This is a genomic window from Bosea sp. OAE506 (assembly GCF_040546595.1).
Classification (GTDB): Bacteria; Pseudomonadota; Alphaproteobacteria; order Rhizobiales; family Beijerinckiaceae; genus Allobosea.
Window position 1 is genome coordinate 4,738,642 of record NZ_JBEPOB010000001.1, and the last position, 25,343, is coordinate 4,763,984.

Genomic DNA, 25,343 nt, shown 5'->3' on the forward strand with positions numbered 1-25,343 from the left:
GGGCATGTCCTGAAACAGGATCCCGGCTCTACGCAGCCCTTCGCCTGAAAACGGCAGGTGGCCTCAGGCGTGTCCCGCCTCGCTCGACAGGAAGGCCGGGTCGATGCCGATCTTGCCCAGCGCCCGCGCATATTTCGTGTCGACGCCGTCGTCGAAGAGCAGGGCGGGGTCGGCGGCGCAGTGCAGCCAGCCATTGGCCTGGATCTCGGATTCGAGCTGGCCGGCGCCCCATCCGGCATAGCCCAGCGCCAGCACCGCGTTCTCCGGCCCGCTGCCGATGGCGATGGCGCGGAGGATGTCGAGCGTCGCGGTCAGGCAGATGCCGTCGTCGATCGGCAGCGTCGCCGATTCCAGGAAGAAGTCGGCGGTGTGCAGCACGAAGCCGCGCTTGGTCTCGACCGGCCCGCCCCGCAGCACCTGCAGCTTCTCGGCCTGGCTCGGCAGCCGAATCAGCTCCTCGGAGGGGATGACGTCGAGCTGGACGAGGAGGTCCGGAAAGCGGGTGTCGGCGGCGGGCTTGTTGACGATGATGCCCATCGCCCCGTCTTCGGAATGGGCGCAGACATAGACGACGCTGCGGCTGAAGCGCGTATCGGCCATGCCCGGCATGGCGATGAGGCACTGCCCGTCGAGATAGCTGCGGCCGCTGAGGCGCTGGTTCGAGCCGATCTTCATGGCGCCATGCTAGATCAATTCCGGCGGCGCTGGAAACAGGGGCGCGCATCGAAACCAGCAGCCCCCAAGAGAGGGGCCGGGGACGCCGCGCCGGCCCGCTCGGCGGGCGGGATCACGCGATTGTTCGCGCCGGCATGGCGGATTTTGTCGCAATTTGCGGCTAAGCCTCGTAAATGTCTGCTGTGAAACGCGTTCTCATCCTCCTCGCGACGCTCGCCGCCGCGCTGGCATCGCCCGCCCGGGCGCAAGAGGCTGCGACCTCGCCCTGGTCGAAGGGCGACCATGCGTCGCTGCGCCTCATCGCCGGCGCCACCGCTGCCTCGGGCAAGCAGCGCATCGGCGTCGAGATCCTGATGGCGCCGGGCTACAAGACCTACTGGCGCAGCCCCGGCGATTTCGGCGTGCCGCCGGTGTTCGACTGGAGCGGATCGACCAATATCGGCGGGCTCGATGTGCGCTGGCCGACGCCGGAGCGCTTCGAGGACGGGAACGGCCATTCGATCGGCTATGTCGGCGAGGTCGTGATCCCTGTCTCGGTACAGCCGGCCGACCCGGCCAAGCCGGTGATGCTGGTGCTGAAGCTCGACTACGCCGTCTGCGAGAAGATCTGCATCCCCGTGAAGGGAGAGGTTCGCCTGTGGCTCGAACCGGGCGTGACCTCCGTGACCTCGCCGCGGCTGGAGCGCTTCGAGGCGCGCGTACCCGCACCCGTCAAGCTCGGCCCGAGCAAGAGCAAGCTCTCGGTCCTCGAGGCGAGGCTCGACGAGGGTGCGATCGAACCGGGCTTGCGCCTTGTGCTGCAGGCCCCCGCGGAGGGCAAGGTCGAGGACGTCTTCATCGAGGGCGCCGGGATGTGGTCCTTCGGCAAGCCGACGCTCAGCCTCCAGCCGGACGGCACGACGCTGGCGCTGCTGCGGATCGTCGACCGGCCCAAGGGCGCGGCCGGGCCGATCCCCTTCATCATCACCGTGCGCGGCAAGCCTGCCGCCATCGAGACGCGACTCGACCTCGACATCCCCGCCGCCAAGCCCTAATCGGTGAGCCGGGCGGCAGCTGCCGCAAGGCCTTCACGGAGAACAGGCGCGATGACCATCAAGGTGGGTGACAAGCTTCCGCAGGCGACGTTCCGCCTCATGGGCTCCGAGGGACCGGTGGCCAAGACCACCGACGAGCTCTTCGCCGGCAAGACCGTCGTGCTCTTCGCCGTGCCCGGCGCCTTCACGCCGACGTGCCACAAGAACCATCTGCCGGGCTTCATCGCCAAGGCGGCCGACATCAAGGCCAAGAATGTCGACGCGATCATGGTGACCAGCACCAATGACGTCTTCGTCATGGACGCCTGGGCCAAAGCGACCGGCGGCGCCGGGCTGATCGAGTTTCTCTCGGACGGCAATGCCGACTTCGCCAAGGCGATCGGCCTGTCGCTCGACGGCTCGGGCTTCGGCCTCGGCACGCGCTCGCAGCGCTACTCGATGATCGTCAAGGACGGCGTCGTCGCCGCGCTCAACGTCGAGGACGGCCCCGGCAAGGCCGACATTTCCGGCGCCGAAGCCCTGCTCGCCCAGCTCTGAGCCCGGACATTCCATCATCGAGCCTGCGTCGTCCGCAAGGGTGGCGCGGGCTTTTTGCTGGGCGGACGGGGCATCCGCCTGAGGCCCCGCAGCGTCTATCGGCTAACGTCGTCGACGGACGCTGCGTCCGTTGCGGTGGCTTGGCGGGAGTGATCGATCGTGAGAAGCGAAAAGCAGAAGATGCTGGCAGGCGAAGCCTACCGGCCCGGCGACCCGGAACTCCAGGCGGATGCCCAGCGTGCCCGCGAATGGATGGTCCGTTACAACACCACCCTGGCGGCATCACCCGACGAGCGGCGGGTGCTGCTGCGCAAACTGTTTGCCCATGTCGGCGAGGGCGCCGTCGTGCGCCCGCCTTTCCATTGTGACTACGGGCAGCACATCTCTCTCGGCGATGGCGTCTTCCTGAACTTCAACTGCGTCATCCTCGACGTCGCTCCCGTGGTGATCGGCGCCCTGACGCAGGTCGGGCCCGGCGTGCAGTTCCTCACCGCCGACCATCCGCGCGATCCTGCGCTTCGGCGCGCGGGGGTCGAGAGCGGCCTCCCGATCACGATCGGGGCGAATGTCTGGATCGGTGGCGGCGCGCTGATCCTGCCGGGCGTCACGGTGGGGGATGATGCCATCATCGGAGCGGGGGCCGTCGTCACCCGCAACGTGCCCGCCGGGACGACCGTCATGGGCAATCCAGCCCGACCGCGCGGCAAGGCCTGACGGTTGACTGACCTCCCTCGCGCCATTCGCGGCGGGAGCGCGCGACGCATGACAGCCTCGACGAGGTCACCGGCAGTGCTGCAGGGCGGGAAGCGATGGTCCGCTCTGGGTCGGGAGCAGACCTGGGACCGGCGGCCAGGCCATCGACTCTGCTTGAACTGGATCGGGCATCCCTGCGCATCGAAGAGGGCGTAAATGTTTCTGGCGAGGATGCCCAAGCCGCCCTGGCCATAACGCAGGGCGCAGGATGAAGAGTTTCTTCCGTCGATCAGAACCGTCGTCGATGTCCTGCCGCCGTGGGGCTACCTCCTCCCATGCAGATGACTCAGCGTCTCTTCGGCCGCGTTTGATGTTGCCTTCCACCTGAATCGCCGACCAAGGTCGGTGAGAGGCTCTTCAACAGACCGCGTGAGCATGCGTCCGATTGCAAGTGTGGCGAGCGTCGCGAGGAGTGTGGCGAGCCATTGGGAAGGTGTTGTTATGCCAGGCGCCGAGCCCGTCACGACATAATGAACAATCCCGGCAACTGGCATGTGAATAAGATATATTGAATAGGAATTGTCGCCCATGAAGCGTAACCAGCGAGCCTCGAGCCATTTGACAGCCGGAGGCATGATTGCGGCTCGCAGAATAAATGCCGACGCGGCAATAGCGATGATGCTGTGAAAGTAAGTCAATTTCCAGTTATCATTGGGATAGCTGACGCTTAGAAACAATATAATTACCAGGCATGCCAACGGCATGATTTCCAGAAGGCGATAGAAGCGCCCCTGCCTTGGAAGCTCAAACCACAGCGCAGCTGCAATAACGCCGGCAGCAAGGGTATCTGCCCGCGCCAGCAATAGCGACAGAAACGATACGGCAGGCAGACCTGCTGCAACCATATGGATGCGATACATCAGAGATACTACGAAAGTCAGAGCCGCAACCCATATGATCAATCGTCGTGGAATGAAGACGATGGCAGCAGGTGCAACCACATAAAACTGCTCTTCGACCGCGAGCGTCCACGTCGGAGAAAGCCAATCAATCCCAGTACTTCCATGTACGGAGAAGAAAAAATTCTGTGTAAATGTATAATAGCTCCATACCGGCACGTTATCCGAATCGGATGCCCAATTCGGAAGCGCGGTTGCAATGATGAAGAACGAAACCAATACGATCAGATACGATGGGACAGTGCGCAAAATCCGTCGTATGTAAAAAACGGCGAAAAAATTCGGCGCATCATGCCTCGTCAAGATAAGACGCCCTATGAGGAACCCCGACAGAACAAAAAACACGTCAACCGCGATCGCACCAAAGGCGAACGTTCGAATGCCACCGGGAAGTTCTGCCAGATAATGCGAAACCAGAACGGCGGAAGCGGCGAGTCCACGGATACCGTCAAGAGTTAATTGCCGCTCTGGCGCCACAACTGCCTCCGCTGTATTTCAACACGGAGTCTTAGGCGTTTCGCGTTGCCGATGAATTAAAATTGCAAGCCATATGCATTCTTTACTGGATAAAATCCGAATGCGTTGATCAATGATAATAAACAATAGCCGCAATGATCATATTTTAAACGCCAATGCTCGCATGAATTGATCTCATAGTTTCACGATGATTCTGTTTGAATATCTATATTGTTTACGCAGAGTTATCGACTGATCTCTTGGATGTCATATATGTATTTTTATATCTGAGAACATCGGATTGATAATTTACAATAGATCCTACATGAGCTCGTTGTAGCGCAATTCGACGTGGAGGAAATCTTCGATCTCTTCGAATGATTCTTCGATGATGTTCCCGCCCATGTACAAGAGCAAGCTGTAGGAGATCCGTCCGATTGCTCTTGGGCAGGACGCTGGCCTAACCTCCGCGCTCGCCGACGAATGCGCGTAAGGCGTTGGCGGCGTAGCCCTTGCCGGCCGTCAGCATCGTGCCGGGTGGCCAATCAGATCAGCGGCGCTGGCGATGCGCCCGGCTTGTCCCACTGTCGTGGTGATGCTCTGGCCTTTCCCTCGGTGGCAGCAGTGGCAGAGCCCCCTCTCTCCCCGCTGATCGATCCGATCTCGCTTCGTCATGAGACAGCCCGGCGGGCCGGCGCTAGGCTTTGCCGAGATTGCCGGAGCTAAGCCATGACTGCCCTCACCATCCGCCCGCTCGCCGCTACGGACCGCGCCGCCTGGGACCCGCTCTGGCAGGGTTATCTCACCTTCTACAAAGCGACGCTGCCGGCCGGGACCGACGACGTCACCTTCGCCCGCCTGACCGGCGGCAGCGAGCCGATGGGCGGCTTCGTCGCGGAGCGCGAGGGCGCTTTGATCGGGCTCGTGCACTGGGTGATCCACCGCACCACCTGGCGGGAGGCGGATGTCTGCTACCTGCAGGACCTCTTCACGTCGCCCGAAGCGCGCGGGACCGGCGCGGGGCGCACGCTGATCGAGGCCGTCCGGCAGATGGCGCAGGCCAAGGGCTGCTTTCGCGTCTACTGGCAGACGCATGAGAGCAACGCGCAGGCGCAGGCGCTCTACGACAAGGTCGCCGACAAGTCCGGCTTCATCGTCTATCGCCAGCCGCTCGGCTGAGGGCACGCGCCAGGCATGGACGCCGCGTGCGCCAGCCCCTATCCCGATTCCGGCGCCTGAAGAGGCGGCGCGACGGAGGCGGCGATGCGGGCGGCGGGACTGGCATTACGAGCGATCATCACGCTCGCGGCGCTCGGCATGATCGGCAGCGGGCTCGTGCTGCTCGGCGAGGCCGGCACCAATCTGCTGGCGGCGGCCCGCGCCATGCTGGCCCATGACCACGCCCAGAGCACGATCTCGCTGGTGATGAAGACGATCGACGAATGCCTGTTCGCGGTCATCATCACCCTGCTCGGCGCCAAGGTGATCGCGACCTTCGTGATCGCGGAGCGGGTCACGGCCGGCGACGACCTGCCCTCCTGGATCCGCCCGAGCGAGATGGGGGAGCTGAAGAGCACCTTCTGCCAGGCGATCCTGGTCTATCTCATCGTCGACTTCGCGACCGACATGGCCACCGCCGACAGCAAGCTCGAACCGGGCTATCTCGTGCTGCCGGCAGCGATCCTGCTCATCGCCGGCGCACTGAAGCTGATGCCCCACGGCGCGGCCGCCGGCGGGAATGGCGACAAGGCGGGCTGAGGGCCACTATCCACGAGGGCGTCACGCATTTGCCCGCCGGGACGGCGACAGCCGATTTACGGCACGTTCGGCTACTGTCCGTGCTAGGATGCAACCACGAGGAGAGGACATGCCCGATCGGGCGTGCCGCATCCGCAGTGGTCCTGTGGTTCCCGCTTTCGCTCCGAAGGCTCACGGCAGGCCGAAAGGGCATCGATGCCCACCCCCAAACCGACCCCGACGCCCCCGCTGGCTCTCGGCCTGGCGCTCGCGGTGATCTCGACATCCGACGCGCCGCTCCTGCTGCTCGACGCGGAGCTCGCCGTGATCGTCGCCAGCCGTTCGTTCTGCCGGGCCTTCCAGTGCGATCCCGCCATTGTCGTGGGACAGCCGATGGCGACGATCGGAGGGGGCGAATGGAACGTGCCCCAGCTGGATTCGCTGCTGCGGGCGACGGCGGCCGGCTTCGCAGAGGTCGAGGCCTATGAGATGACCCTGCAGCAGGGCGCCGACAATCCGCGGCGTCTCGTCATCAACGCCCACAAGCTCGAGGACGCCGAGGGCGGCGAGATCCGCCTGCTGCTGTCCGTCGCCGATGTGACCGATGCCCGCCGGAGCGAGAAGCAGAAGGACGATCTGCTGCGCGAAAAGGCGATCCTGCTGCAGGAGCTTCAGCACCGGGTCGCCAACAGCCTGCAGATCATCGCCAGCATCCTGATGCAGAGCGCCCGCAAGGTTCAGTCGGAAGAAACGCGCGGCCATCTCCAGAACGCCCATAGCCGGGTGATGTCGATCGCAGCCCTGCAGCAGCAGCTGGCGAAATCGCAGCTGGGGAGCGTGGCGCTGCGCGCCTACCTGACCAACCTCTGCCGGAGCATCGCCGCCTCGATGATCCCCGACCCGGCCCTCCTCTCGCTCGAGGTCGAGATCGACGACAGCACGGTAGAGGCCGACATCTCGATCAGCCTCGGGCTGATCGTGACCGAGCTGGTCATCAATTCGCTCAAGCATGCCTATCCGGACGGTCGCGGCGGCAAGATCCGCGTCGGCTATCACGCGAGCGAAGCCGAGTGGGCGCTCACGATCTGCGATGACGGCGTCGGCATGCCCGATCCCGGCGAGGACAGCAAAGGCGGGCTCGGCACCAGCATCGTCAAGGCGCTGGCTCAACAGCTGGGTGCGGAGATCACCGTCTTCGACGCCAAGCCTGGAACCGTTGTGACGGTACGGCGCAGCCTGAAACAGCGCGCGGACGAAAAGCCGCTGCTGGGCGAGGGCGTCGCCTATATCTGATGAAGCCGAAGCCCCGCCATCGCGAGGGCGTGGCCGGCTCTTACTTCGAGGCCCCAGCCGGGAGCGATCGGGCAGCGGTGGCCAGAGCAGCCGACATCGCGACGGGGCGGTAGGGTTTTCCCAGGAACACGGCTTCCGAGGGAAGCTCGTCGGCCCCTGGCCGGACCCGGCCCGAGGTGACGATGATCGCCACGGGCGGCCAGCGCTCACGCACGGCGGCGGCGAGCTTCAACCCGTCCATGGAGCCGGGCATCTCGATATCGGTGACGAGGATGCGGATGGCGGGATGGGCCTCGAGCAGCCGGATCGCCTCATCCGCGTCGGCCGCCTCCAGCACGCCATAGCCCGATTCCTCGACCATATCGGCGAGATCCATGCGGATAAGAGGCTCGTCGTCCACGATCAGGACGAGAATTTTTGACATCGACGAACACTTTCACTGAGAAAGCAGAACCACCGATCGATGATATAGTTCAGCGCTTTTGTTTTAGTTTATGCGCCCATTCTGGAAACGCCCGTGGAACCGGCCGGCTCGCGTTGAAATGATTGCGGAATGCGCGCCGTCCGGGACAGAACGGCTCACCGCCCCGGCTTGAACGGCGCCATGCCCGCGCGGGCCAGCTCGTCGGCGCGCTCGTTCATGACGTCGCCGGCATGGCCCTTGACCCATTTCCACTCGATCTTGTGCTGCTTGAGCGCCGCGTCGAGGCGCTTCCAGAGCTCCTCGTTCTTCACCGGCTTGCGGTCGGCGGTCTTCCAGCCGTTCTTCTTCCAGCCATGGATCCAGGCGGTGATGCCCTGGCGCAGATACTGGCTGTCGGTGTGCAGCGCGACCGTGCAGGGCCGCGTCAGCGACTCCAGCGCAGCGATCGCCCCCATCAGCTCCATGCGGTTGTTGGTGGTCATCGCCTCGCCGCCCGAGAGCTCCTTCTGCGTGCCCTTGTAGGACAGGATGACTCCCCATCCGCCGGGCCCCGGGTTTCCGGAGCAGGCGCCGTCCGTCCAGACCTCGACAGCGTCAGTCATGGTCGCGCCGCTCATCGCCTCAGCCCGTAGTCGCGCGCATCGGCGACGCGCTGGTGGAAGGCGAGCTTGCGATCGTATTCGAGCGGATCATGCGGCTTGACCAGCGCGCCCGGCGGCACGTTGAGCCAGTCGACCAGCCGGGTCAGCAGGAAGCGCAGCGCCGAGCCGCGGCAGAGCTGCGGCAAGGCCTCGATCTCAGCTTCCGTCAGCGGGCGCACGCTCTCATAGCCGGCGAGCATGGCCTGGCCCTTGGTCAGGTTGAAGGAGGCGTCCGCCTCGAAGCACCAGGAGTTCAGGCAGATCGCAAGATCGTAGGCAAAGGCGTCGGTGCAGGCGAAATAGAAGTCGATCAGCCCCGAGAGCCTGTTCTTCAGGAAAAAGACGTTGTTGGGGAAGAGATCGGCATGGATGACGCCGCGCGGCAACGCTTCCGGCCAGCTCGCCTCGTGCACCGCGATCTCGGCCGCGACGCGGCCCGCCAGCCCGGCCGAAACCGTGTCGGCGGCCGCACCAGCCTGCTCGGCCAGAGGACGCCAGCCCGGCACGGACAGCACGTTCACCCGCTCCATCTCGAAATCGGCCCCGGCCTGGTGCAGCAGCGCCAGCCCGCGCCCGAGTTCCTGGCAATGGGTCGCGGTCGGCCGGCGCACCGACAGTCCGTCGAGGAAGGTCACGATCGCGGCCGGGCGCCCGGCAAGGCGGCCCAGCATCTCGCCGCGGCTGTCGCTGACGGGCTGCGGGCAGATCAGCCCGCGCGCCGCCAGATGCTGCATCAGCCCGAGGAAGAAGGGCAGATCATCCGGGTTCACCCGCTTCTCGTAGAGGGTGAGGATGTAGAAGCCCTGCGTCGTGTGCAGCAGGTAATTCGAGTTCTCGACGCCCTCGGCAATGCCCTTGGCGGAGAGGAGATCGCCGATGCCATAGCGGGCGACGAACGCCGCCATCTCGTCATCGGGTACTTCGGTATAAACGGCCAAAGCTTTGCTCGCTCACTCGGCGGCTGCAGGCGCATCGCGCAATTCGCGCGGCAGCGGGAAGAAGACGTTCTCGTCGGCGGTCGAGACGGTTTCGACGCGGACTTCGTAGCGCGCCGCAAAGGCGTCGATGATCTCCTCGACCAGCACCTCGGGCGCGCTGGCGCCGGCGGTGATGCCGAGCGTGCGGATGGAGCCGAAGACCGACCAGTCGATCTCGTCGGTCCGCAGCACGAGCCGCGCGACCGGGCAGCCGGCGCGCTCGGCGACCTCGCGCAGGCGCTGGGAATTCGAGGAGTTGGGCGAGCCGACGACGATCAGCGCCTCGACCTGCGGGGCGACGCGCTTCACCGCCTCCTGGCGGTTGGTCGTCGCGTAGCAGATGTCTTCCTTGTGCGGCGCGATCAGCTCGGGAAACCGTGCCTGCAGCGCCTCGACGATGCCGCGGGTATCGTCGACCGAAAGCGTCGTCTGCGTGACATAGGCGAGCGGCTGGCCGGCCGGCGGCGTCAGCGCCGCAACATCCTCCAGCGTCTCGATCAGGGTGATCGCGCCCGGGGGCAGCTGCCCCATGGTGCCGATCACCTCCGGGTGGCCAGCATGGCCGACGAGCAGGATGTGGCGGCCGCGCTTGTGATGCACCTCGGCCTCGCGATGGACCTTGGTGACGAGCGGGCAGGTCGCGTCGATGGCGAAGAGATTGCGGGCGTTGGCCTCTGCCGGCACGGACTTGGCCACGCCATGGGCGGAGAAGATCACGGGCCGCGTCGCATCCGGCACCTGAGACAGTTCGGAGACGAAGACGGCGCCCTTCCGCTTCAGCGATTCGACCACGTATTTGTTGTGAACGATCTCGTGGCGGACATAGACCGGCGCGCCATGCAGGGTCAGCGCCTTCTCGACCGCGTCGATCGCGCGCACGACGCCCGCGCAGAAGCCGCGCGGGGCACAGAGCAGGATATCGAGCGGCGGCTTGGTCACGCGGGGCTCCGGTTGGACAGCGGTCTTCTTTCGGCGTGGCGCGGGCGATGTCAAGAAAGGCGGAGGGCATCGGCGTGCGGCGGCGATGACCCTCGCCTGCCGACGCAGGACGGCCTAGACAGGGCGACGGACCACCGCACCCCGCCACCCCTCGCCGGAGCCAGCCGACGCGACATGCCTGCCGCATGCTCTCCCGCGCCCACCGCCCTCGCCCGCAGCGAGCCGCGCCGGTGAACGTCCAGCCCTCCTCTCCGACGGCCGTCTTCGTCAGCGGGTCGCTGATGCGCCATGTCGCGGTGATGACCGGGACGGGCGCGATCGGCCTGATGGCGATCTTCGTCGTCGATCTGCTGTCGCTGCTCTACGTCTCCTGGCTGGGGCGGCCGGAGGCGACCGCCGGCGTCGGCTTTGCCACGATCGTCCTCTACCTGATGATCTCAATCAATATCGGGCTGATGATCGCGGTCTCGGCGCTGACGGCACGCGCGCTTGGCGCGGGCGACCGGGCCGGAGCGCGGCGGATCGCAGCCTCGACCCTGGTTCTGATGGCGCTGGCGGCGCTGGCGCTGACGGCGATCGCACTGCCCGCCTTGCCCTGGCTGCTGCGCCTGCTCGGCGCCCATGACGAATCCTACCGCGTCGCGCTCTCCTTCCTGTGGATCGTGTTGCCCTCCAACGCCCTGATGGCGGTCGGCATGGGGTTGTCGGGCGTGCTGCGCGCCGTGGGCGACGCGCGACGGGCCATGTTCGTCACGCTGGGCGGCGGCATCGCCACGGCCGGGCTCGACCCGCTGCTCATCTTCGGCTTCGGGCTGGGGCCGGACGGCGCGGCCTGGGCGATCGTGATCTCGCGCGTCGTCATCGTCGCGACCGGGCTGCACGGGGCGGTGCGCGTCCACGATATCGTCGCACGGCCGAGCCTCGCCGGCGTGCGCCGTGACAGTGCCAGCACCATGGCCATCGCCGGACCGGCGATCCTGACCAATCTCTCCAACCCCATCGCCAATGCCGTCTTCACCAGCATCTTCGCGCGGTTCGGGGACGGGGCCATGGCGGCGCTGGCGATCATGGACCGGCTTGTGCCCGTCGCCTTCGGCGTGCTCTTCGCGTTGACGGGAGCGGTCGGGCCTATTCTCGCGCAGAACTGGGGCGCCGGGCGCTTCGACCGGATGCGCGCCGGGCTGACAGCCTCGGCGCAGTTCGCGATCGGCTGCGTCATCGTCTCGGGAGCGGTGCTGGCGCTGGCACGTGGACCGATTGCGGGCGCCTTCGGGGCAACGGGACTGACCGGCGAATTGCTGATGTTCTTCTGCCTCGTCGCGGGGCCGATGTGGCTGTTCGTCGGCCTGCTCTTCGTCGCCAATGCCGCCTTCAACAATCTCGGCATGCCGCTGCTCTCGACGCTGTTCAGCTGGGGCCGCGCGACGCTGGGCACGATCCCCCTCGCCTGGCTCGGCGCGCAATATGCCGGGCCGAAAGGGGCATTGGTCGGCTCGGCGCTCGGCGCGGTCGCCTTCGGCATCGTGGCGCTGGTCTTCGCCTATCGCGGCATCGCCCGGCTGGAGCGGCAGGCCAAGGGCGGCTGAGGCGGACGCCCGCGCGGCTTGCCTCGCCCCCTCGCGCTGTTATCGTCGGCAGGACAGGCGGCGAGAGACCGCGCAGCAGCCGGAGGCACGCCATGATGAATCTGTTCGAGATGATGCAACAGGCCCAGAACGGCCAGGCGATACAGAACCTCGCCCGGCAATACGGGCTGAGCCAGCAGCAGACGCAGGCCGCCATCGAAGCACTCCTGCCCGCCTTCTCGATGGGCCTGCAGCGGCAGACGCAGGATCCTTATGCCTTCGGCTCGCTGGCGCAGATGATGACCGCCTCGCCCTTCGGCCGGATCTTCGACGCGAATGGCGACGGCATTCCCGACAACGCCCGCAGTGCTGGCACCGATGTGCTGAGCCAGATCTTCGGCTCCAAGGAGGTCAGCAATGCGGTGGCGGCGCAGGCAGCCGCGACCAGCGGGGTCGGCCAGGCGGTGCTGAAGCAGATGCTACCGGTCATCGCCGCGATGGTGATGGGCGGGCTGACCAAATCGATGAACAGCAACGGGTTCGGCGGCATCTTCGGCCAGTTCGCCGAGATGATGCGCGGCCAGATGCCGGGCATGCAGCCGGCCCCGGCCCCGCCGACCCCGCAGCCGAGCACCCCGATGAATCCGCTCGAGGCGATCCTGGGCAGCATGTTCGGCAACGGGCAGGCACCCGGTGGCGGCCAGACCCAGGGCGGCGGCCCCTTCGGCGGCGGCCAGATGCCGGGCGGACAGACCGGCATGGACCAGATGGGCGGGATGTTCGGACAGATCCTCACCGGCATGCTCGGCGGCGCGCAGCCCCAGCCCGAACCTGAAGCGCGGACGGCGCCGTCTTCGCGTCGGACGCCCGAGCGCGAGGCGGAAGACGCTCCCAACTCAAACGAGACCGGGCCGGGCGCGATCGGCCTCGACGCGCTCAACCAGATGTTCGAGACCGGGCGCCAGGTGCAGGACAGCCATCAGCAGGCGATGAAGTCGATCTTCGACACGATGTTCGGCGGTCCGAACCGGCGCTGAGCGTCCAGACATGAAAAAGGGCGGAGGCACGAAGCCTCCGCCCGCAGGAACGTGCAGCCCCAAGGGGTCAGGCGCTGCACGCAACCGTTTCGACGACCGCCGCGCGCCGCGCGGGCACCACCGGCGCAGGCCGGGCGGGCACGGCCGGGGCGACCCGCTCCGCCTGCTGGAGCGCGGCCTGGCGGCGCAGAGAGGCCACGCCATGCCGGGCGCTGGAGCGCTCCGCGAGGATGAGCGAGGGGTCGGACAACCAGGAGACCGAGAGCGCGCCGTCGAGATCGGAGCGGACCAGGCCGATATCCTTGAGCCCGCGCTCGTCGAGTTCGCCCAGGCGCATCACCTCTCGGCGATGGATCAGGGCTTTCACGATGGCATTCACCGGCCGGAACGTGAGGGTCACGACACGCGTGGCACCGACCGCGACGGACGAGAGCGACTTCGTGGCGAAGGTCATGAGCAGCATGACGGCCTCCTGTGGACGGATGAGAGCGGGCATCGCACCCCTGCCGGGACGCACCGTTTGGCAGCAGCGGGATGATGACGGGAGATTAGCTTTCCGCTGGTCATCAGCCAAACGAATGCTTATGATGCCTGACAACACGGATATTGATGAACCAGCCGCGAGGGTTTTCGATGGCTCATGTGCTCGATGCCGACCAGCTCAAGACCTTCGTCGCGATCGCGGACACCGGCTCCTTCACCCGCGCGGCGGAGATCGTATTCAAGACGCAGTCGGCGGTGTCGATGCAGATGAAGCGGCTGGAGGAGCGCGTCGGCCGGCCACTCTTCGGGCGCGACGGGCGCCACGCCAAGCTGACCGAGGATGGCGAGCGCCTGCTCGACTATGCCCGGCGCATCGTCCGGCTGAATCTCGAATGCGTCGCGAGCTTCGCCGATGCCGACCTCAAGGGGCGCATCCGGCTCGGCGTGCCCGATGACTATGCCGACCGCTACCTGCCGGAGATCCTGGCGCGGTTTGCCCGCTCCAATCCCCGCGCCGAGGTCACGGTGGTCTGCGAGCCGACGCCGATGCTGGCCGAGCGGATCGCCACCGGCGACATCGACCTTGCCATCATCACCCATGTCGAAAGCCGCGGACAGGGCGAGATCATCCGGATCGAGCCTCTGCTCTGGGTCACCTCGGCGCGCCATGGCGTGCATGAGGAAGACCCGCTGCCGCTGGCGCTGGGCCGGCCCAACTGCAACTGGCGCCAGGCGGCTGTCGATGCGCTGGAGAACAAGGGGCGGCGCTTCCGCGTGCTCTATGCGAGCTGGAATTCCACCGCGGTCGGCGCGGCGGTCGTCGCAGGGCTCGCCGTCTCCGTGCTGCCAGAGAGCGCCGTACGACCGGGGATGCGGATTCTGGGGCCGGCGGAGGGTTTCGCGACGCTTCCGTCATGCAAGATCGGGCTGCTGCGGACGCGTTTCGATCCCTCGGTGCTGTCCAATGCTCTCGCCGAGCACATCATCCAGAGCCTGGACAATCTGGCGAGTTTCAAGACCGCGGCTGAGTAGCCGGCTGGGGCGTCAGCTCTTGAAGCCGGCCGCCGTCGTTTCGAAAAGGGTCTTGAGACGGTCGCCGATCATTGTTGCGCCCGCGATGATCGCGAGCGAGACCAGCGTTGCGATGAAGCTGTACTCGATCGCCGTCGCGCCGCGCTCGTCGCGGATAAACTCGATCATTTGGGCGCGGAGCGTCTGCATCGCGCCACCCTGACCGGAAATCCCCGCCAACCGGTTAACGCATCGGGCAGCATTCGCCGGAATGCGCGCCTTCGCAGGCTATAGTTTCACCTCGGTAAAGAGCGGTGCGATCTTGCCGCCCCAGGCGGTCTCGAACCGCGTCACGAGATCCTGGGCCACCGTGCGGTTAGCCGTCACGATCGCGTCGAGGTGATCGAGGAAGCCGCTCTCGTCGGCCCCCTCGCCGTTCAGCCGCGCGCGACGCGCCAGACCGGCCCGCGACAGCGCGAGCACTTCACGGGCGATCTCGCGCAGGCTGCGCCCGGCGACGGTCGCGGCGAGCCCCTGCCTCGGAACGGCATCGCGCAATGCCTGGCGCTCGTCCTCGCTCCAGCCCTTGACCAGATCCCAGGCGGCATCGAGCGAAGCCTGGTCGTAGAGCAGGCCGACCCAGAAGGCGGGCAGCGCATTCAGCATCTCCGGCGAGCCGGCATCGGCGCCGCGCATCTCGAGGAAGCGCTTGAGCCTGACCTCGGGGAACAGGGTGCCGAGATGGTTGGCCCAGTCGGAGATCGTCGCCGTCTCACCCGGGAGTTGCGGGAGTTTTCCGGCCAGGAGATCGCGGAAGGAGGCCCCGGCGACGTCATGATAGGTGTCGCCGCGCTTGACGAAATACAGGGGCACGTCGAGCGCCCAGTCGACATAGGCCTCGTAGGACATGGCCTCGTCGAAGGCGAAGGCGATCATGCCCGAGCGGGCGCGGTCCGTGTCGCGCCAGATCTCGGAGCGCATCGACTGGAAGCCGTTGAGCCTGCCTTCGGTGAACGGCGAGGCGGCAAAGAGGGCGGTCGCGAGCGGCTGGAGAGCGAGCGAGACGCGCAGCTTGCGCACCATGTCGGCCTCGGTCGCGAAGTCGAGATTCACCTGGACCGTGCAGGTGCGGAACATCATGTCGAGGCCGCGCGTGCCGACCTTCGGCATGTAGTTCGCCATGATCTTGTAGCGGCTCTTGGGCATCATCGGCGTCTGGGCGCGGGTCCACAGCGGCGAATGGCCGAGCGAGACGAAGCCGATGCCGTGCTGCTGCGCCACGGCCTTGATGTCGCGCAGATGGCCGTCGAGTTCGGCCGCCGTCTCATGCAGGGTCGCGACCGGAGCCCCCGAGAGCTCGAACTGGCCGCCGGGCTCCAGCGAGATCGCGCCACCGCCATCGGGACCGGCCAGCCCGATGATGTGGCCGGCATCGACGATCGGCTCCCAGCCGAGCTTGGCCTGCATGCCTTCGAGGAGATGACGGATGCCGCCCGCGGCCGGGCGCCCTTCGGCCGCCGCGCGTCCCTCATAGGGAACGGGCGAGAGATCGTCGGTATAGAACGGGAATTTCTCGTGTTCGGTGCCGAGCCGGAAGGCGGAAGGCGGTTTCTCCCCCGCCGCCATCCAGGACATCAATTCGTCCTTGGAACCGATCGGGGTCGAATCGGACACGTCGCGAGCCATGGGCGCTCCGGCAGAACAACAGGACGGCCAGATCGCCGTCCGTGTCGCAGGACACGGGGGCTCGGGCTCCGGGAGCGCCAGACATAGGCGAGCCGCGAACGCTCGACAACGACCCTCGCCGCGCGTTGGCGGATCATCGGCGAACGCGCCGCGCAGGGCGGCGCGGGCTGGATCAGGCGGCGCCGCGGTGGCGGGCGCCGGACCGGCCCCAGCCGGTGGCGTCGAGCCGCGTCTCGGAGGCGATCCAGTCGACGACCGCGGCGAGCCCCGCCGTCTGCCCGCCGGCCCGGCCGCGTGCCTCCTCATAGACCGCGAGCTGCACATCGGCGCTCGTTCCGGCGGCAGCGATGTCGTTGCAAAGGGCGAGTTCCGCCTCGCAGCCGAGCGCGCGGGCATCATCGACAAGCCGGGCGACCAGATCCGCGACCAGGCTGGGGACGCTGCGCATGCTCCGGCTCGGCTCGTCGACCAGGCCGCCATGGATTCCGTAGCGCTGGGCGCGCCAGAGATTCTCGCAGGCGATGGCGCGCGAGGCCGGCGTCAGATCGGCGTTGAGGCCGGGATGCCGCAGCAGGTGGCGCACGAGGCAGCGATAGAGCGCGACGATGGCGAGCGTGTCGTCCAGTCTCGTGCAGGAATCAGCGATGCGCAGTTCCAGTGTCGGATGCTTGTCCGAGGGCCGGATCGCCCACCAGATGTAGCTCGCATCCTTGATCGCGCCGGCCGCGACCATGGTGTCGAGGTAGGCTCTGTAATCCGCCGGGTCGGCGAAGAGCTCCGGCAGACCCGTCCGCGGAAGTTCGCCATAGGCGGCGAGCCGATAGCCCATCAGCCCCGTGCGGCGTCCCTGCCAGAAGGGCGAGGAGGTCGAAAGCGCGAGCATCACCGGCAGGAACGGCATGATCCGCGCCATCAGCCGGATGCGCTCGTCCTCGTCGACGACCTCGACATGGACATGCAGGCCGCAGAGCTGGTTGCGGCTGCCCAGCATCTGGAGGTCGCGCATCAGCGTGTCGTAGCGCGCGGCATCGGTGACGCGCTGGCGCGACCAGGCGGCGCTGGGATGCGTGCCGCAGGCAAGCAGCAGCATGTCGTGTTCCAACGCCAGCCCGGCCAGTCCGGTGCGCAGCTTCGTCAGCGACTGCCTCGCCTGCGCCATTGTGCGGCAGATCGGGGTCGCGACCTCGATCTGGGACTGCAGCATCTCGCGCTGGACCTCGTCGGGAAAGGCGCGCTGGGCCGATTCGATGAAGGCGGCCGAGACTTTGCGGCCGATGCCGCGAGTGACCGCATCGGCCAGAAAATACTCTTCCTCGATGCCGAAACGGCCGTCTTCGCTCATGCGCTCATCCTCGTGGCGGACCTTGGGGCCGGGCCGGCGACGCATCGCAGCATCGCCCGACCGGCGGGCGCGCCAGACTGCCCTCGATTGAGTCGAGAATGCGTCCCTCGTGACCGCAGAACGTTCCAGCGACGGCCCCGTTCCGCGAATCAGCCCCTCGGCCAGTCGCCCAGCACGGCCTGGACGAGCGCCAGCGCGGCCACGGCGGCGGTGTCGGCGCGCAGGATGCGCGGGCCGAGCGAGATGGCGAGCGTGTTCGGCCGCGCCATGATGAGGTGCCGCTCCGCATCGTCGAAGCCGCCTTCGGGGCCGATCAGGACGGCGAGCGGGCCGGGCCGGGCCGTCGCAAGGGTCTTGACTGGGCTCTCCTGCGCCATCGCCTCGTCGCAGAAGACCAGCAGCCGGTCGGGCTCGAGCGCGGCGAGCGCGGCCTCCAGCCCCTGTTCGTCGCGGATGTCGGGAAGGCTGAGGATGCCGCACTGCTCGGCCGCCTCGATCGCGTTGGCGCGCATGCGGTCGAGATTGAGGCGGGAGACCTGGGTGCGGCGGGTCAGCACGGGCTGGATCACGCCGGCACCCATCTCGACCGCCTTCTGGGCGATGTAGTCGAGCCGGGCATGCTTCAGCGGGGCGAAGAGATAATGCAGGTCGGGAGGCGCCGGCTGGGGCTTGGTCTGCCTGACGAGGGTGAGGCTTGCCTGCTTGCGCCCCTCGACCGAGATGGCGGCGAGCCATTCGCCGTCGCGCCCGTTGAAGAGGAGCACGGTGTCGTCCTGCTTCATTCGCAGAACCGAGATCAGGTAGTTCGCCTGTTCCCGCGCGAGCGGAAGACGATGGCCTTCGGCCAGAGCCGGCTCGACGAACAGCCGGTAGCGCGCAAAATCGGGGATGGTCATGGGTCGAGCGCTTCCCTCTCGGCAGCCGGATCGCACCCTTCGCGACCGTCGCTGGGCGGTCATCCACGCCAAAACCGCCACAATCCACCGCTAACGGCAGCTCTATTCGGCGGCCGGCAGCTCCGGCACGCAAAGGTTCTTGGCGCTAACACGGCGTTGCTGTTAAGGAAACCGCGAGGGGCCGGAGTGCCCCCGCAGGATGTGGAGCGGAAACGAGATGCGGCGCAGGTTGGCTTCCGGAGTGATCGCGACGATGGGCCTCGCGGCGGCCGCGCTGCTCGACGCCGCCCCGGCTCGCGCCCAGGCCTCCGGCTGCGAGAAGATCCAGGCCCTGCTGCAGGAGCGGCAGTCGCTCGTCGCCTCGCTCAGCGCCGCTCAGAAATCCAAGCGCAAGCTCACCCCCCAGCAGGCCTGCAGCACGATGACCCGGCTGGTCGGCAACGGCGCCACCACGGTGAAGTTCGCGACCGACAACCAGGACTGGTGCCAGATTCCGCCCTCCTTCATCGAAGGCCTGAAGGCCGACAACCAGAAGGCGGCCGGCATCCGCACCCAGGCCTGCAACGCCGTGAAGCAGCAGGCCGAGATGATGCGCCGGGCGCAGCAGCAGGCGCAGGGCGCTGGCGGCAATCCCTTCGGCGGCGGCGACGCCATAACCGGCGGCGGCATGCGCATCCCGCAGGGCGCGCTCTAAACCGGCGCGGCGAACATGCCGGGCCCCGGACCCTCCGCCCCGGCGCCGGACGCCCCTTTGCCCGACGCGCTGCGCGGGCACTGGGTCGATACCAAGGCGCCACGCCGGGCGCGGCCCTTTCTCAAGCTCGCGCGCATTGAACGGCCGATCGGCTGGCAGCTCCTGCTCTTGCCCTGCTGGTGGTCGGCGGGGCTGGCGGCGATCGCCGCGGGCGCACCCTTTCCCAACCCCTGGCACTGCCTGCTTTTCCTCATCGGCGCGATCGTGATGCGCGGAGCGGGCTGCACCTTCAACGACATCGTCGACCGCAAGCTCGACGCGCAGGTGGCGCGCACGCGGGGTCGCCCCCTGCCCTCCGGCCAGGTCACGGCCAAGGCGGCGGCGGTGTTCATGGTGGCGCTGTCCTTCGTCGGACTGGCGGTGCTGCTGCAGTTCAACCGCTTCACGATCGTCGCGGGCATCGCCTCGCTCGCGATCGTCGCGATCTACCCCTTCATGAAGCGGATCACGAACATGCCGCAGTTCGTGCTGGGGCTGGCGTTCTCCTGGGGCGGTCTGCTCGGCTGGAGCGCGGTGTTCGGACGGCTCGATGCGCCGGCCTTCCTGATCTATGCCGCGGCGGTGGCCTGGACGGTCGGTTACGACACGATCTACGCGATGCAGGACATCGAGGACGACGTCATCGCCGGCATCAAGTCGAGCGCGCGTTACTTCGGCGATTACGGACGCGAAGCGATCGCGCTGTGCTTTGCGATCACGGTGGTGCTGGCGGGGCTGGCGACCTGGATGGCCGGAGGCGGAGCCCTCGCCTTCGCGGGGCTCGTGGCCTTTGCGGGGCATCTCGGCTGGCAGGTTTCGCGGCTGAAGGGCGCGAGCGCGCCCGTGGCGCTCGCGCTGTTCCGCTCCAACTGGCATGCGGGGCTGTTGCTGGCGGCGGGTTTTGCGCTCGATGCGCTGGTCCCCCCGTTCGTCTGACGATCCTAATCCGTCAGGCGTTCCCCGGCGACGACGACCGGGCGTTCGGCGAGCTTGCCGGTCTTGCGCCGCACCAGGAAGCGCGGACGACGGCCGTTCAGGAAGGAATAGCGGCGCCTGACCCGGGTCGGCCCGAGCGCGAGCCGGCCGATCTGCGGGAAGGGCTGCGAAATCTCGCCATCGCTGGTCTCGAGCAGCAGCGGCATGCCGCTGCTGCGGCCGCAGTCGCGCCAGAGCGCCACTGCGTCGTCGCCATCGACGGTCGCGATCGTGATCGAGCGGCCGTCGCCGGCCGTCAGCGCGAGCTGGAAGATCTGGTCCTCACCCGTCGGATTGGCCAGGCGCAGCGAAACGCCGCGCCAACCGGCGGAACCCCGCAGGATCCGGACGGAGCCGATGCGCTCGATGCGCGGCGCGTCCGGGGCGGGCGCAGCGGCCTCGCGGGGAGTGATCGTCGGGTCGGTCGTACCGCCGGGGCCATTCGGTGCGAAACCGAACTCCCCGGCGGCCGGCGTGACTCTGGCCATAGGTTTGACGCCTCTCTGTAATCCCTGCCGCATCGGAGCCCTCTGTGTGGTGCGGGGCTCTCGTGCTTGCCGGACGAGATTGCGTCCCAGGCCTCTCCGAGCGCTTAAGCGGTTGGGTTAAGGGAGCGTGTCGGGGCCGTTCCAGGGCCCTGCATGGCGTGTTTCCTGCATGATGCTTGACGGAATCTTTCGTCTCCGGGGCGCATTTTCGCCTTGAAGCAGGCCTTTGCCCTTCGTAGGGAACGCCCATGAGCACATCTCCGCTACCCATCGCACCGGATCTGCTCAAGGCCGTGCGCGAAAGCTGCCTCGAAGCCGGCGCTATCGCGACCGACCTCTTCCGCCCCGGTGAGAAGACCGCGGCGCGGACCTGGTCAAAGAGCGGCGGTTCGCCCGTCACCGAAGCGGATATTGGTGTCGACACCTTCCTGCGCATCCGTCTCTCGGCACTGCTGCCGGAGGCCGCCTGGCTCTCCGAGGAAACGGTGGACGATGCGCTGCGGCTGTCGCGCCGCTTCGTCTGGGTCGTCGACCCGATCGACGGCACGCGCGCCTATATGAGCGGCCTGCCCGACTGGGCGGTCTGCGTCGCGCTGCTCGACGAGGGCGAGCCGATCCTCGGCGTGGTCCATGCGCCGGCGTGCCGCGCGACCTACACCACGCTGCGCGGCGGCGGCGCCCAGAAGAATGGCGGCGCGATCAGCGCGACACCGCTGACGCGCCTCGGCGAGGCCCGTATCGCCGGGCCCAAGCCGATGCTGGACGCGCTGGCGCGGATCGAGCCGTTCGAGCCAGTCGACAAGATCCCCTCGCTGGCGCTGCGGCTCACGCGCATCGCCGACGGCTCGATCGACGCCGGGCTGATCTCGGCGGATGCGCGCGACTGGGACCTCGCCGCCGCCGACCTGATCCTGCGCGAGGCGGGCGGCACGATGAGCGGCGGGGCCGGCGAACCGGTGGTCTACAACCGGGCCACACCGGTGCATGGCGTGCTCGTCGCCAGCGGCAACGGGCTCTCGGCGCCCCTGCTGTCGGCGATGCAGCGCCTGCGGGACACCCAGCCCCAGCGGCTCTGAGGTCATTTTCAGCCAACCTTCGCCGCGAATGCGCGATGACCCGCCGCGCGGCACTCGCGCCCCGCGCGCGGATGGCTTAACAGGTGCCGCGCATTGCGCGCGCGACAGTTCATGCTGGAGGGATCGATGGCGGCCGAGCCGGAACAGAAGCAGCTTCTTCACCTCGTCTTCGGCGGCGAGCTGAGCTCCCTCGAAGGCGTGACCTTCAAGGACCTTGCCAAGCTCGACGTGGTCGGCGTGTTCCCGAACTATGCCAGCGCACACACCGCCTGGAAGGCGAAGGCGCAGGCCACCGTCGACCAGGCGCAGACGCGCTACTTCATCGTGCATCTCCACCGCCTGCTCGACCCCGACACCTGAAGGGTTCGACGCCAGCTTCATGGGCTTTTCGATTCTCAAGACGCGCGTGGCGCAGGAGGCGCTCGGCCGGATGCTGGCCGGCTATCTGCGCCTCGTGCAGCGCACCAACCGCTTCGTCGTCGAGCCGGCGGACGTCTATGAGCGCGTGCGCCCGGAGCTGCCACTGATCATCGCGATGTGGCACGGCCAGCACATCATGATCCCGTTCTCGCGGCCGGACTGGATGCCGGCCTGCTCCCTGGTCTCGCGCCATGGCGATGGCGGCTTCAACGCCGTCGCGCTGCGCCAGCTCGGGATCGGGGCGATTCGCGGCTCCGGCGCGCTCGGCAAGAAGATCCGCGAGAAGGGCGGCGCCAGCGCCTTCCTCGCCATGCTGAAGCGGCTCAAGGCCGGCGAGACGATGGTGCTGACCGCCGACATCCCCAAGCGCGCCCGCATCGTCGGGCCGGGGATCATCCAGCTCGCGCGGGCCTCCGGACGCCCGCTGCACCCGATCGCGGTGGTGACGAGCCGGCGCATCGACTTCAAGAGCTGGGACCGGGCCTCGATCGGCCTGCCCTTCGGCCGCGGCGCCATCGTCGTCGGCGAAGCCATCCATGTCGCGCGCGAGGCCGATGAGGCCGCCTGCGAGGCAGCGCGGCTGGCGCTGGAGGCCGGCCTCGACGCCGTTCATGCCCGCGCCTATGCCCTGGTCGGCGCGCAGGACCCCGGCGCCGGGCTGAGGCAGGCGCGGCTCGCCGCCGAAGCCGCGGCGCCAGGAGCGGCGCCGTGAACGGCAAGGGCGCGATCCTCTCCGGCTACCGGCTGCTGACGGGGCTGCTCGAGCCGGCTGCGGCCGGGCTTCTGGTCTGGCGGCGTCGGCGCGGCAAGGAGGACCCGACGCGCCTTGCCGAGCGGCGTGGCTATCCGGGCGTGCGCCGGCCCGACCGGCCGCTGGCCTGGCTGCACGGCGCCAGCGTCGGCGAGACGGTGACGCTGCTGCCGCTGGTGGCGCGGCTGCAGAAGCGTGGCCTGACCGTGCTTGTGACCTCCGGCACGGTGACCTCGGCCAAGCTGCTGGCGGCGCGGCTGCCGGCCGGCGTGATCCATCAGTATCTGCCGCTCGACGTACCCCGCTACATGCGCCGCTTCCTCGACTACTGGCAGCCCTCGCTCGGGCTGATCTGCGAATCCGAGATCTGGCCGAACCTGCTGATCGAGGCCCGCAAGCGCGAGGTGCCGCTCGTTCTGGTCAATGCCCGCATGTCGGAGCGCTCCTTCGCGCGCTGGTACAAGGCGCCGCAGACCTCCCGCTTCCTGCTCTCCTGCTTCGAATCCTGCCTCGCCCAGTCGCAAGGGGACGCCGAGCGTCTCGCGCAGCTGGGCGCGCCGCGCGTCAGCGTCGCCGGCAACCTCAAATTCGACGTGCCCGCCCCACCGGCCGATGCCGACACGCTGGCGATCCTCGACGGACTGACGACGGGGCGCCCCGTCTGGGTGGCCGCCAGCACGCATCCGGGCGAGGAAGAGCAGGTCATCGCCGCCCATCTCGGCATCAAGCCCTATCTGCCGAATCTGCTGACGATCATCGCGCCGCGCCATCCGCAGCGTGGCGTCGAGATCGAGGCGCTGGCGGAGGCCAACGGCATCGCCGTCACGCGCCGGGCCGCCGGCCAGTTACCAGAGCGTAATGCGGAACTCTACATCGCCGACACCGTCAACGAACTCGGGCTGTTCTACCGGCTCTCGCAGGTGGCCTATCTCGGCGGCTCGCTCGTGCCGATGATCGGCGGGCACAACCCGATCGAGCCCGCCAAGCTCGGCTGCGCGCTGCTGCATGGGCCCTTCGTCCACAACAACGCCGAGATCTTCGCCGCCTTCGACAAGGGTGGCGGCGCGCGCGAGGTCGCCGATGCGCAGGGGCTGGCCGGGGCGGTTCACCGCTGGCTGAGCGACCCCGCCAGCGCGCGCCAGGCCGCGCGGGCGGCCGCACAGACGAGCAGCGAGCTCGGCGGCGCGCTCGGCCGCACGATCCAGGCGCTGGAGCCGCTGCTGATGCGGATCGCGCTCGGGCGACGCGACGGCGCCGCCTGATGCGGGCGCCCGCCTTCTGGTGGCGCCGGCCGGGCCTGCTCGCCAGGCTTTTGTCCCCGCTGGGCTGGATCTATGGCGCGATCACGCTGCGGCGGATGAGGCGGCCGGGCGTCGATTGCGGCGTGCCGGTGATCTGCGTCGGCAATTTCGTCGCCGGCGGGGCGGGCAAGACGCCGACGGCGATCGCGCTCGCGGGACTGATGGCGCGGCGCGGCGAGACGCCCTTCGTGCTGATGCGCGGCTATGGCGGCAGCCTGCCCGGCCGGCGGTCGAGGTCCATCCCGAGCATCACGCGGCGCGCGCCGTCGGCGACGAGCCGCTGTTGATGGCGCGCCATGCCCGCACCGTGATCGCACGCGACCGCGTGGCGGGAGCGAGCCTGTCGCGGGCGCTCGGCGCCAGCGTGATCGTGATGGATGACGGGCTGCAGAACCCGGCGCTGACCAAGCGGCTGAGGCTCGCGGTGGTCGATGGTGCCTCGGGCGTCGGCAACGGCCTGTGCCTGCCGGCCGGGCCGCTGCGCGCTCCGCTGGCGGAGCAGCTCGGCGAGGTCGATGCCGTGCTGGTGATCGGCCCCGGAGAGGCTGGCGCGGCTGTGGCGGCGCAGGCCACAGCGAAGGGCCTTGCCGTCCTTAGGGCCCGGCTTGAGCCGGATGCCGGGGCGGTCGCCCGGCTCGCGGATCAGGCGGTGCTCGCCGTATCCGGTATCGGGCGGCCGGAGAAGTTTGCGACGACGCTGCGCGAGGCGGGAGCGCGGATCGTCGCGGAGCGCGCCTTCGGCGACCATCACGCCTACAGCCACGCCGATGTCCAGGCGCTCGTCGCGGAGGCTGCGCTCTATGACAGCCTGGTGGCGACGACGGAAAAGGACTGGGTGAAGCTTGCCCCGCTCTGGCCGGAGGAAGCGCGGACGCGGCTGTTGCCCGTTCCGGTCAGGCTGGTGTTCGACGCTCCGGAGGCGATCGAGGCGCTTCTATCGGGCGCCTCAGGCGCGGCCGGCGCGCCGTAGCCTCAGCTGCACGGCTTCGGGCGAGGCATAGGCCTCCTGCCAGTCGACCGACCAGTAGCGCAGCTCCTCGATGCGGATCGGCGCGCCCGTCACGGCGCAGCGCACGAAGGCGCCCGGACGCACGACGCGGAACTCGCCATGGCCGTAATCGAGGGCCGCTTCCTGCCCCGGCATCGGGGGGCGATCGCTGATGTTCATGCCGATATATCTAAACCGTTGATCCGCGCGCGCAATGCCGGGATAA

General features: G+C 67.9%; 28 protein-coding genes and 1 pseudogene. 16 read left to right on the forward strand and 13 right to left on the reverse strand.

Translation table 11 applies throughout. The features are described 5' to 3' along the window. Positions 1-63 precede the first annotated feature (63 nt). Positions 64-675, reverse strand: a complete 612-nt coding sequence (locus ABIE41_RS23005) for a YqgE/AlgH family protein (protein WP_192642525.1) — start codon at positions 673-675, stop codon at positions 64-66. A gap of 182 nt (positions 676-857) precedes the next feature. Between ABIE41_RS23005 and ABIE41_RS23010 the strand changes: the two genes are divergently transcribed. From ABIE41_RS23010 to ABIE41_RS23020, 3 genes are all read left to right on the forward strand, one after another. Then, positions 858-1,709, forward strand: a complete 852-nt coding sequence (locus ABIE41_RS23010; RefSeq protein WP_192642526.1) for a protein-disulfide reductase DsbD domain-containing protein — start codon at positions 858-860, stop codon at positions 1,707-1,709. Positions 1,710-1,760: 51 nt separating this feature from the next. After that, positions 1,761-2,246, forward strand: coding sequence for a peroxiredoxin (locus ABIE41_RS23015; RefSeq protein ID WP_192642527.1), 486 nt, complete (start codon positions 1,761-1,763; stop codon positions 2,244-2,246). Between the two features lie 159 nt (positions 2,247-2,405). Beyond that, positions 2,406-2,960: a sugar O-acetyltransferase gene (locus ABIE41_RS23020; protein WP_354193212.1), complete on the forward strand. Its 555-nt coding sequence runs from the start codon at positions 2,406-2,408 to the stop codon at positions 2,958-2,960. A gap of 302 nt (positions 2,961-3,262) precedes the next feature. Here the strand turns inward: ABIE41_RS23020 and ABIE41_RS23025 are convergent, their stop codons facing one another. Continuing rightward, entirely contained in the window at positions 3,263-4,375 is a 1,113-nt protein-coding gene (locus ABIE41_RS23025; RefSeq protein ID WP_192642528.1) for an acyltransferase family protein, read from the reverse strand. Positions 4,376-5,083: 708 nt separating this feature from the next. Between ABIE41_RS23025 and ABIE41_RS23030 the strand changes: the two genes are divergently transcribed. The 3 genes from ABIE41_RS23030 to ABIE41_RS23040 all read left to right on the forward strand — a co-directional run bounded on the left by ABIE41_RS23030 (position 5,084) and on the right by ABIE41_RS23040 (position 7,384). Beyond that, positions 5,084-5,533 carry a GNAT family N-acetyltransferase gene (locus tag ABIE41_RS23030; protein ID WP_192642529.1) on the forward strand — a complete coding sequence of 150 codons (450 nt, stop codon included), beginning with the start codon at positions 5,084-5,086 and terminating at the stop codon, positions 5,531-5,533. Positions 5,534-5,617: 84 nt separating this feature from the next. Continuing rightward, positions 5,618-6,112 (forward strand): YqhA family protein, encoded by a 495-nt coding sequence (locus ABIE41_RS23035; protein ID WP_192642530.1) that lies wholly within the window; start codon positions 5,618-5,620, stop codon positions 6,110-6,112. 195 nt (positions 6,113-6,307) lie between these two features. Then, the gene (locus ABIE41_RS23040) at positions 6,308-7,384 is read left to right on the forward strand and encodes a sensor histidine kinase (protein WP_192642531.1); all 1,077 of its coding nucleotides are present in this window, start codon (positions 6,308-6,310) and stop codon (positions 7,382-7,384) included. Between the two features lie 40 nt (positions 7,385-7,424). On the opposite strand, the gene ABIE41_RS23045 is transcribed toward ABIE41_RS23040, so the two are convergent. The 4 genes from ABIE41_RS23045 to ispH form a co-directional block, all read right to left on the reverse strand. Further along, positions 7,425-7,808, reverse strand: a complete 384-nt coding sequence (locus tag ABIE41_RS23045) for a response regulator (RefSeq protein ID WP_192642532.1) — start codon at positions 7,806-7,808, stop codon at positions 7,425-7,427. A 155-nt stretch (positions 7,809-7,963) separates the two neighbouring features. Further along, positions 7,964-8,410, reverse strand: coding sequence for a ribonuclease HI (gene rnhA / locus ABIE41_RS23050; protein ID WP_192642533.1), 447 nt, complete (start codon positions 8,408-8,410; stop codon positions 7,964-7,966). An 11-nt stretch (positions 8,411-8,421) separates the two neighbouring features. Continuing rightward, positions 8,422-9,387 carry a homoserine kinase gene (locus tag ABIE41_RS23055; RefSeq protein WP_192642534.1) on the reverse strand — a complete coding sequence of 322 codons (966 nt, stop codon included), beginning with the start codon at positions 9,385-9,387 and terminating at the stop codon, positions 8,422-8,424. 12 nt (positions 9,388-9,399) lie between these two features. After that, a complete protein-coding gene (gene ispH, locus ABIE41_RS23060) occupies positions 9,400-10,419 on the reverse strand; it encodes a 4-hydroxy-3-methylbut-2-enyl diphosphate reductase (protein ID WP_210320851.1) in 1,020 nt (339 codons plus the stop codon). A 176-nt stretch (positions 10,420-10,595) separates the two neighbouring features. On the opposite strand from ispH, the gene ABIE41_RS23065 reads away from it, so the two are divergent. After that, positions 10,596-11,951, forward strand: a complete 1,356-nt coding sequence (locus tag ABIE41_RS23065; RefSeq protein ID WP_354193218.1) for an MATE family efflux transporter — start codon at positions 10,596-10,598, stop codon at positions 11,949-11,951. Between the two features lie 92 nt (positions 11,952-12,043). Next, positions 12,044-12,967 (forward strand): DUF937 domain-containing protein, encoded by a 924-nt coding sequence (locus tag ABIE41_RS23070; RefSeq protein ID WP_192642537.1) that lies wholly within the window; start codon positions 12,044-12,046, stop codon positions 12,965-12,967. Between the two features lie 67 nt (positions 12,968-13,034). On the opposite strand, the gene ABIE41_RS23075 is transcribed toward ABIE41_RS23070, so the two are convergent. Continuing rightward, positions 13,035-13,430: a DUF1127 domain-containing protein gene (locus ABIE41_RS23075; RefSeq protein ID WP_192642538.1), complete on the reverse strand. Its 396-nt coding sequence runs from the start codon at positions 13,428-13,430 to the stop codon at positions 13,035-13,037. Positions 13,431-13,600: 170 nt separating this feature from the next. Here ABIE41_RS23075 and ABIE41_RS23080 point away from each other — a divergent pair, with 170 nt between their 5' ends. Continuing rightward, positions 13,601-14,482 (forward strand): LysR substrate-binding domain-containing protein, encoded by an 882-nt coding sequence (locus tag ABIE41_RS23080; protein WP_192642539.1) that lies wholly within the window; start codon positions 13,601-13,603, stop codon positions 14,480-14,482. 12 nt (positions 14,483-14,494) lie between these two features. On the opposite strand, the gene ABIE41_RS23085 is transcribed toward ABIE41_RS23080, so the two are convergent. The 4 genes from ABIE41_RS23085 to ABIE41_RS23100 all read right to left on the reverse strand — a co-directional run bounded on the left by ABIE41_RS23085 (position 14,495) and on the right by ABIE41_RS23100 (position 18,385). Then, the gene (locus ABIE41_RS23085; protein WP_192642540.1) at positions 14,495-14,671 is read right to left on the reverse strand and encodes a Flp family type IVb pilin; all 177 of its coding nucleotides are present in this window, start codon (positions 14,669-14,671) and stop codon (positions 14,495-14,497) included. Positions 14,672-14,749: 78 nt separating this feature from the next. After that, the gene (locus ABIE41_RS23090) at positions 14,750-16,147 is read right to left on the reverse strand and encodes a glutamate--cysteine ligase (RefSeq protein ID WP_192642541.1); all 1,398 of its coding nucleotides are present in this window, start codon (positions 16,145-16,147) and stop codon (positions 14,750-14,752) included. 172 nt (positions 16,148-16,319) lie between these two features. After that, positions 16,320-17,489 carry a carboxylate-amine ligase gene (locus tag ABIE41_RS23095; RefSeq protein WP_192642542.1) on the reverse strand — a complete coding sequence of 390 codons (1,170 nt, stop codon included), beginning with the start codon at positions 17,487-17,489 and terminating at the stop codon, positions 16,320-16,322. A 149-nt stretch (positions 17,490-17,638) separates the two neighbouring features. Further along, on the reverse strand, positions 17,639-18,385 hold the full coding sequence (locus ABIE41_RS23100) for a 16S rRNA (uracil(1498)-N(3))-methyltransferase (protein ID WP_192642543.1): 747 nt from the start codon (positions 18,383-18,385) through the stop codon (positions 17,639-17,641). A 217-nt stretch (positions 18,386-18,602) separates the two neighbouring features. Here ABIE41_RS23100 and ABIE41_RS23105 point away from each other — a divergent pair, with 217 nt between their 5' ends. Both ABIE41_RS23105 and ubiA read left to right on the forward strand, forming a co-directional pair. Continuing rightward, positions 18,603-19,079 (forward strand): hypothetical protein, encoded by a 477-nt coding sequence (locus ABIE41_RS23105; RefSeq protein ID WP_192642544.1) that lies wholly within the window; start codon positions 18,603-18,605, stop codon positions 19,077-19,079. A gap of 15 nt (positions 19,080-19,094) precedes the next feature. Next, the gene (ubiA, locus tag ABIE41_RS23110) at positions 19,095-20,054 is read left to right on the forward strand and encodes a 4-hydroxybenzoate octaprenyltransferase (RefSeq protein WP_192642545.1); all 960 of its coding nucleotides are present in this window, start codon (positions 19,095-19,097) and stop codon (positions 20,052-20,054) included. Between the two features lie 5 nt (positions 20,055-20,059). Here ubiA and ABIE41_RS23115 read toward each other — a convergent pair whose 3' ends face one another. After that, positions 20,060-20,581, reverse strand: coding sequence for a DUF6101 family protein (locus ABIE41_RS23115; protein WP_192642546.1), 522 nt, complete (start codon positions 20,579-20,581; stop codon positions 20,060-20,062). A gap of 248 nt (positions 20,582-20,829) precedes the next feature. On the opposite strand from ABIE41_RS23115, the gene ABIE41_RS23120 reads away from it, so the two are divergent. The 5 genes and pseudogenes from ABIE41_RS23120 to lpxK all read left to right on the forward strand — a co-directional run bounded on the left by ABIE41_RS23120 (position 20,830) and on the right by lpxK (position 25,099). Further along, positions 20,830-21,657, forward strand: coding sequence for a 3'(2'),5'-bisphosphate nucleotidase CysQ (locus ABIE41_RS23120; RefSeq protein WP_192642547.1), 828 nt, complete (start codon positions 20,830-20,832; stop codon positions 21,655-21,657). A 126-nt stretch (positions 21,658-21,783) separates the two neighbouring features. Next, a complete protein-coding gene (locus tag ABIE41_RS23125) occupies positions 21,784-22,017 on the forward strand; it encodes a DUF4170 domain-containing protein (RefSeq protein WP_192642548.1) in 234 nt (77 codons plus the stop codon). 19 nt (positions 22,018-22,036) lie between these two features. After that, positions 22,037-22,789 (forward strand): lysophospholipid acyltransferase family protein, encoded by a 753-nt coding sequence (locus ABIE41_RS23130; protein ID WP_192642549.1) that lies wholly within the window; start codon positions 22,037-22,039, stop codon positions 22,787-22,789. Beyond that, a complete protein-coding gene (locus tag ABIE41_RS23135; RefSeq protein ID WP_192642550.1) occupies positions 22,786-24,090 on the forward strand; it encodes a 3-deoxy-D-manno-octulosonic acid transferase in 1,305 nt (434 codons plus the stop codon). Before ABIE41_RS23130 ends, ABIE41_RS23135 begins: the two co-directional genes overlap by 4 nt. After that, positions 24,090-25,099, forward strand: a pseudogene (gene lpxK, locus ABIE41_RS23140) (tetraacyldisaccharide 4'-kinase). The gene ABIE41_RS23135 and the pseudogene lpxK overlap by 1 nt, the downstream one beginning before the upstream one ends. On the opposite strand, the gene ABIE41_RS23145 reads toward lpxK, so the two are convergent. Further along, positions 25,076-25,297, reverse strand: a complete 222-nt coding sequence (locus ABIE41_RS23145) for a DUF2093 domain-containing protein (RefSeq protein ID WP_192642552.1) — start codon at positions 25,295-25,297, stop codon at positions 25,076-25,078. The pseudogene lpxK and the gene ABIE41_RS23145 overlap by 24 nt on opposite strands. Positions 25,298-25,343: the final 46 nt, after the last annotated feature.

What these genes read in the sequence shown, in the direction of transcription:
- ABIE41_RS23005 (WP_192642525.1), bottom strand. Translation starts at nt 675, where the DNA reads ATGAAGATCGGCTCGAACCAGCGCCTCAGCGGCCGCAGCTATCTCGAC.
- ABIE41_RS23015 (WP_192642527.1), top strand. Translation starts at nt 1,761, where the DNA reads ATGACCATCAAGGTGGGTGACAAGCTTCCGCAGGCGACGTTCCGCCTC.
- ABIE41_RS23030 (WP_192642529.1), top strand. Translation starts at nt 5,084, where the DNA reads ATGACTGCCCTCACCATCCGCCCGCTCGCCGCTACGGACCGCGCCGCC.
- ABIE41_RS23035 (WP_192642530.1), top strand. Translation starts at nt 5,618, where the DNA reads ATGCGGGCGGCGGGACTGGCATTACGAGCGATCATCACGCTCGCGGCG.
- ABIE41_RS23040 (WP_192642531.1), top strand. Translation starts at nt 6,308, where the DNA reads ATGCCCACCCCCAAACCGACCCCGACGCCCCCGCTGGCTCTCGGCCTG.
- ABIE41_RS23045 (WP_192642532.1), bottom strand. Translation starts at nt 7,808, where the DNA reads ATGTCAAAAATTCTCGTCCTGATCGTGGACGACGAGCCTCTTATCCGC.
- rnhA (WP_192642533.1), bottom strand. Translation starts at nt 8,410, where the DNA reads ATGACTGACGCTGTCGAGGTCTGGACGGACGGCGCCTGCTCCGGAAAC.
- ABIE41_RS23070 (WP_192642537.1), top strand. Translation starts at nt 12,044, where the DNA reads ATGATGAATCTGTTCGAGATGATGCAACAGGCCCAGAACGGCCAGGCG.
- ABIE41_RS23075 (WP_192642538.1), bottom strand. Translation starts at nt 13,430, where the DNA reads ATGCTGCTCATGACCTTCGCCACGAAGTCGCTCTCGTCCGTCGCGGTC.
- ABIE41_RS23080 (WP_192642539.1), top strand. Translation starts at nt 13,601, where the DNA reads ATGGCTCATGTGCTCGATGCCGACCAGCTCAAGACCTTCGTCGCGATC.
- ABIE41_RS23085 (WP_192642540.1), bottom strand. Translation starts at nt 14,671, where the DNA reads ATGCAGACGCTCCGCGCCCAAATGATCGAGTTTATCCGCGACGAGCGC.
- ABIE41_RS23090 (WP_192642541.1), bottom strand. Translation starts at nt 16,147, where the DNA reads ATGGCTCGCGACGTGTCCGATTCGACCCCGATCGGTTCCAAGGACGAA.
- ABIE41_RS23095 (WP_192642542.1), bottom strand. Translation starts at nt 17,489, where the DNA reads ATGAGCGAAGACGGCCGTTTCGGCATCGAGGAAGAGTATTTTCTGGCC.
- ABIE41_RS23100 (WP_192642543.1), bottom strand. Translation starts at nt 18,385, where the DNA reads ATGACCATCCCCGATTTTGCGCGCTACCGGCTGTTCGTCGAGCCGGCT.
- ABIE41_RS23105 (WP_192642544.1), top strand. Translation starts at nt 18,603, where the DNA reads ATGCGGCGCAGGTTGGCTTCCGGAGTGATCGCGACGATGGGCCTCGCG.
- ubiA (WP_192642545.1), top strand. Translation starts at nt 19,095, where the DNA reads ATGCCGGGCCCCGGACCCTCCGCCCCGGCGCCGGACGCCCCTTTGCCC.
- ABIE41_RS23115 (WP_192642546.1), bottom strand. Translation starts at nt 20,581, where the DNA reads ATGGCCAGAGTCACGCCGGCCGCCGGGGAGTTCGGTTTCGCACCGAAT.
- ABIE41_RS23120 (WP_192642547.1), top strand. Translation starts at nt 20,830, where the DNA reads ATGAGCACATCTCCGCTACCCATCGCACCGGATCTGCTCAAGGCCGTG.
- ABIE41_RS23125 (WP_192642548.1), top strand. Translation starts at nt 21,784, where the DNA reads ATGGCGGCCGAGCCGGAACAGAAGCAGCTTCTTCACCTCGTCTTCGGC.
- ABIE41_RS23130 (WP_192642549.1), top strand. Translation starts at nt 22,037, where the DNA reads ATGGGCTTTTCGATTCTCAAGACGCGCGTGGCGCAGGAGGCGCTCGGC.
- ABIE41_RS23145 (WP_192642552.1), bottom strand. Translation starts at nt 25,297, where the DNA reads ATGAACATCAGCGATCGCCCCCCGATGCCGGGGCAGGAAGCGGCCCTC.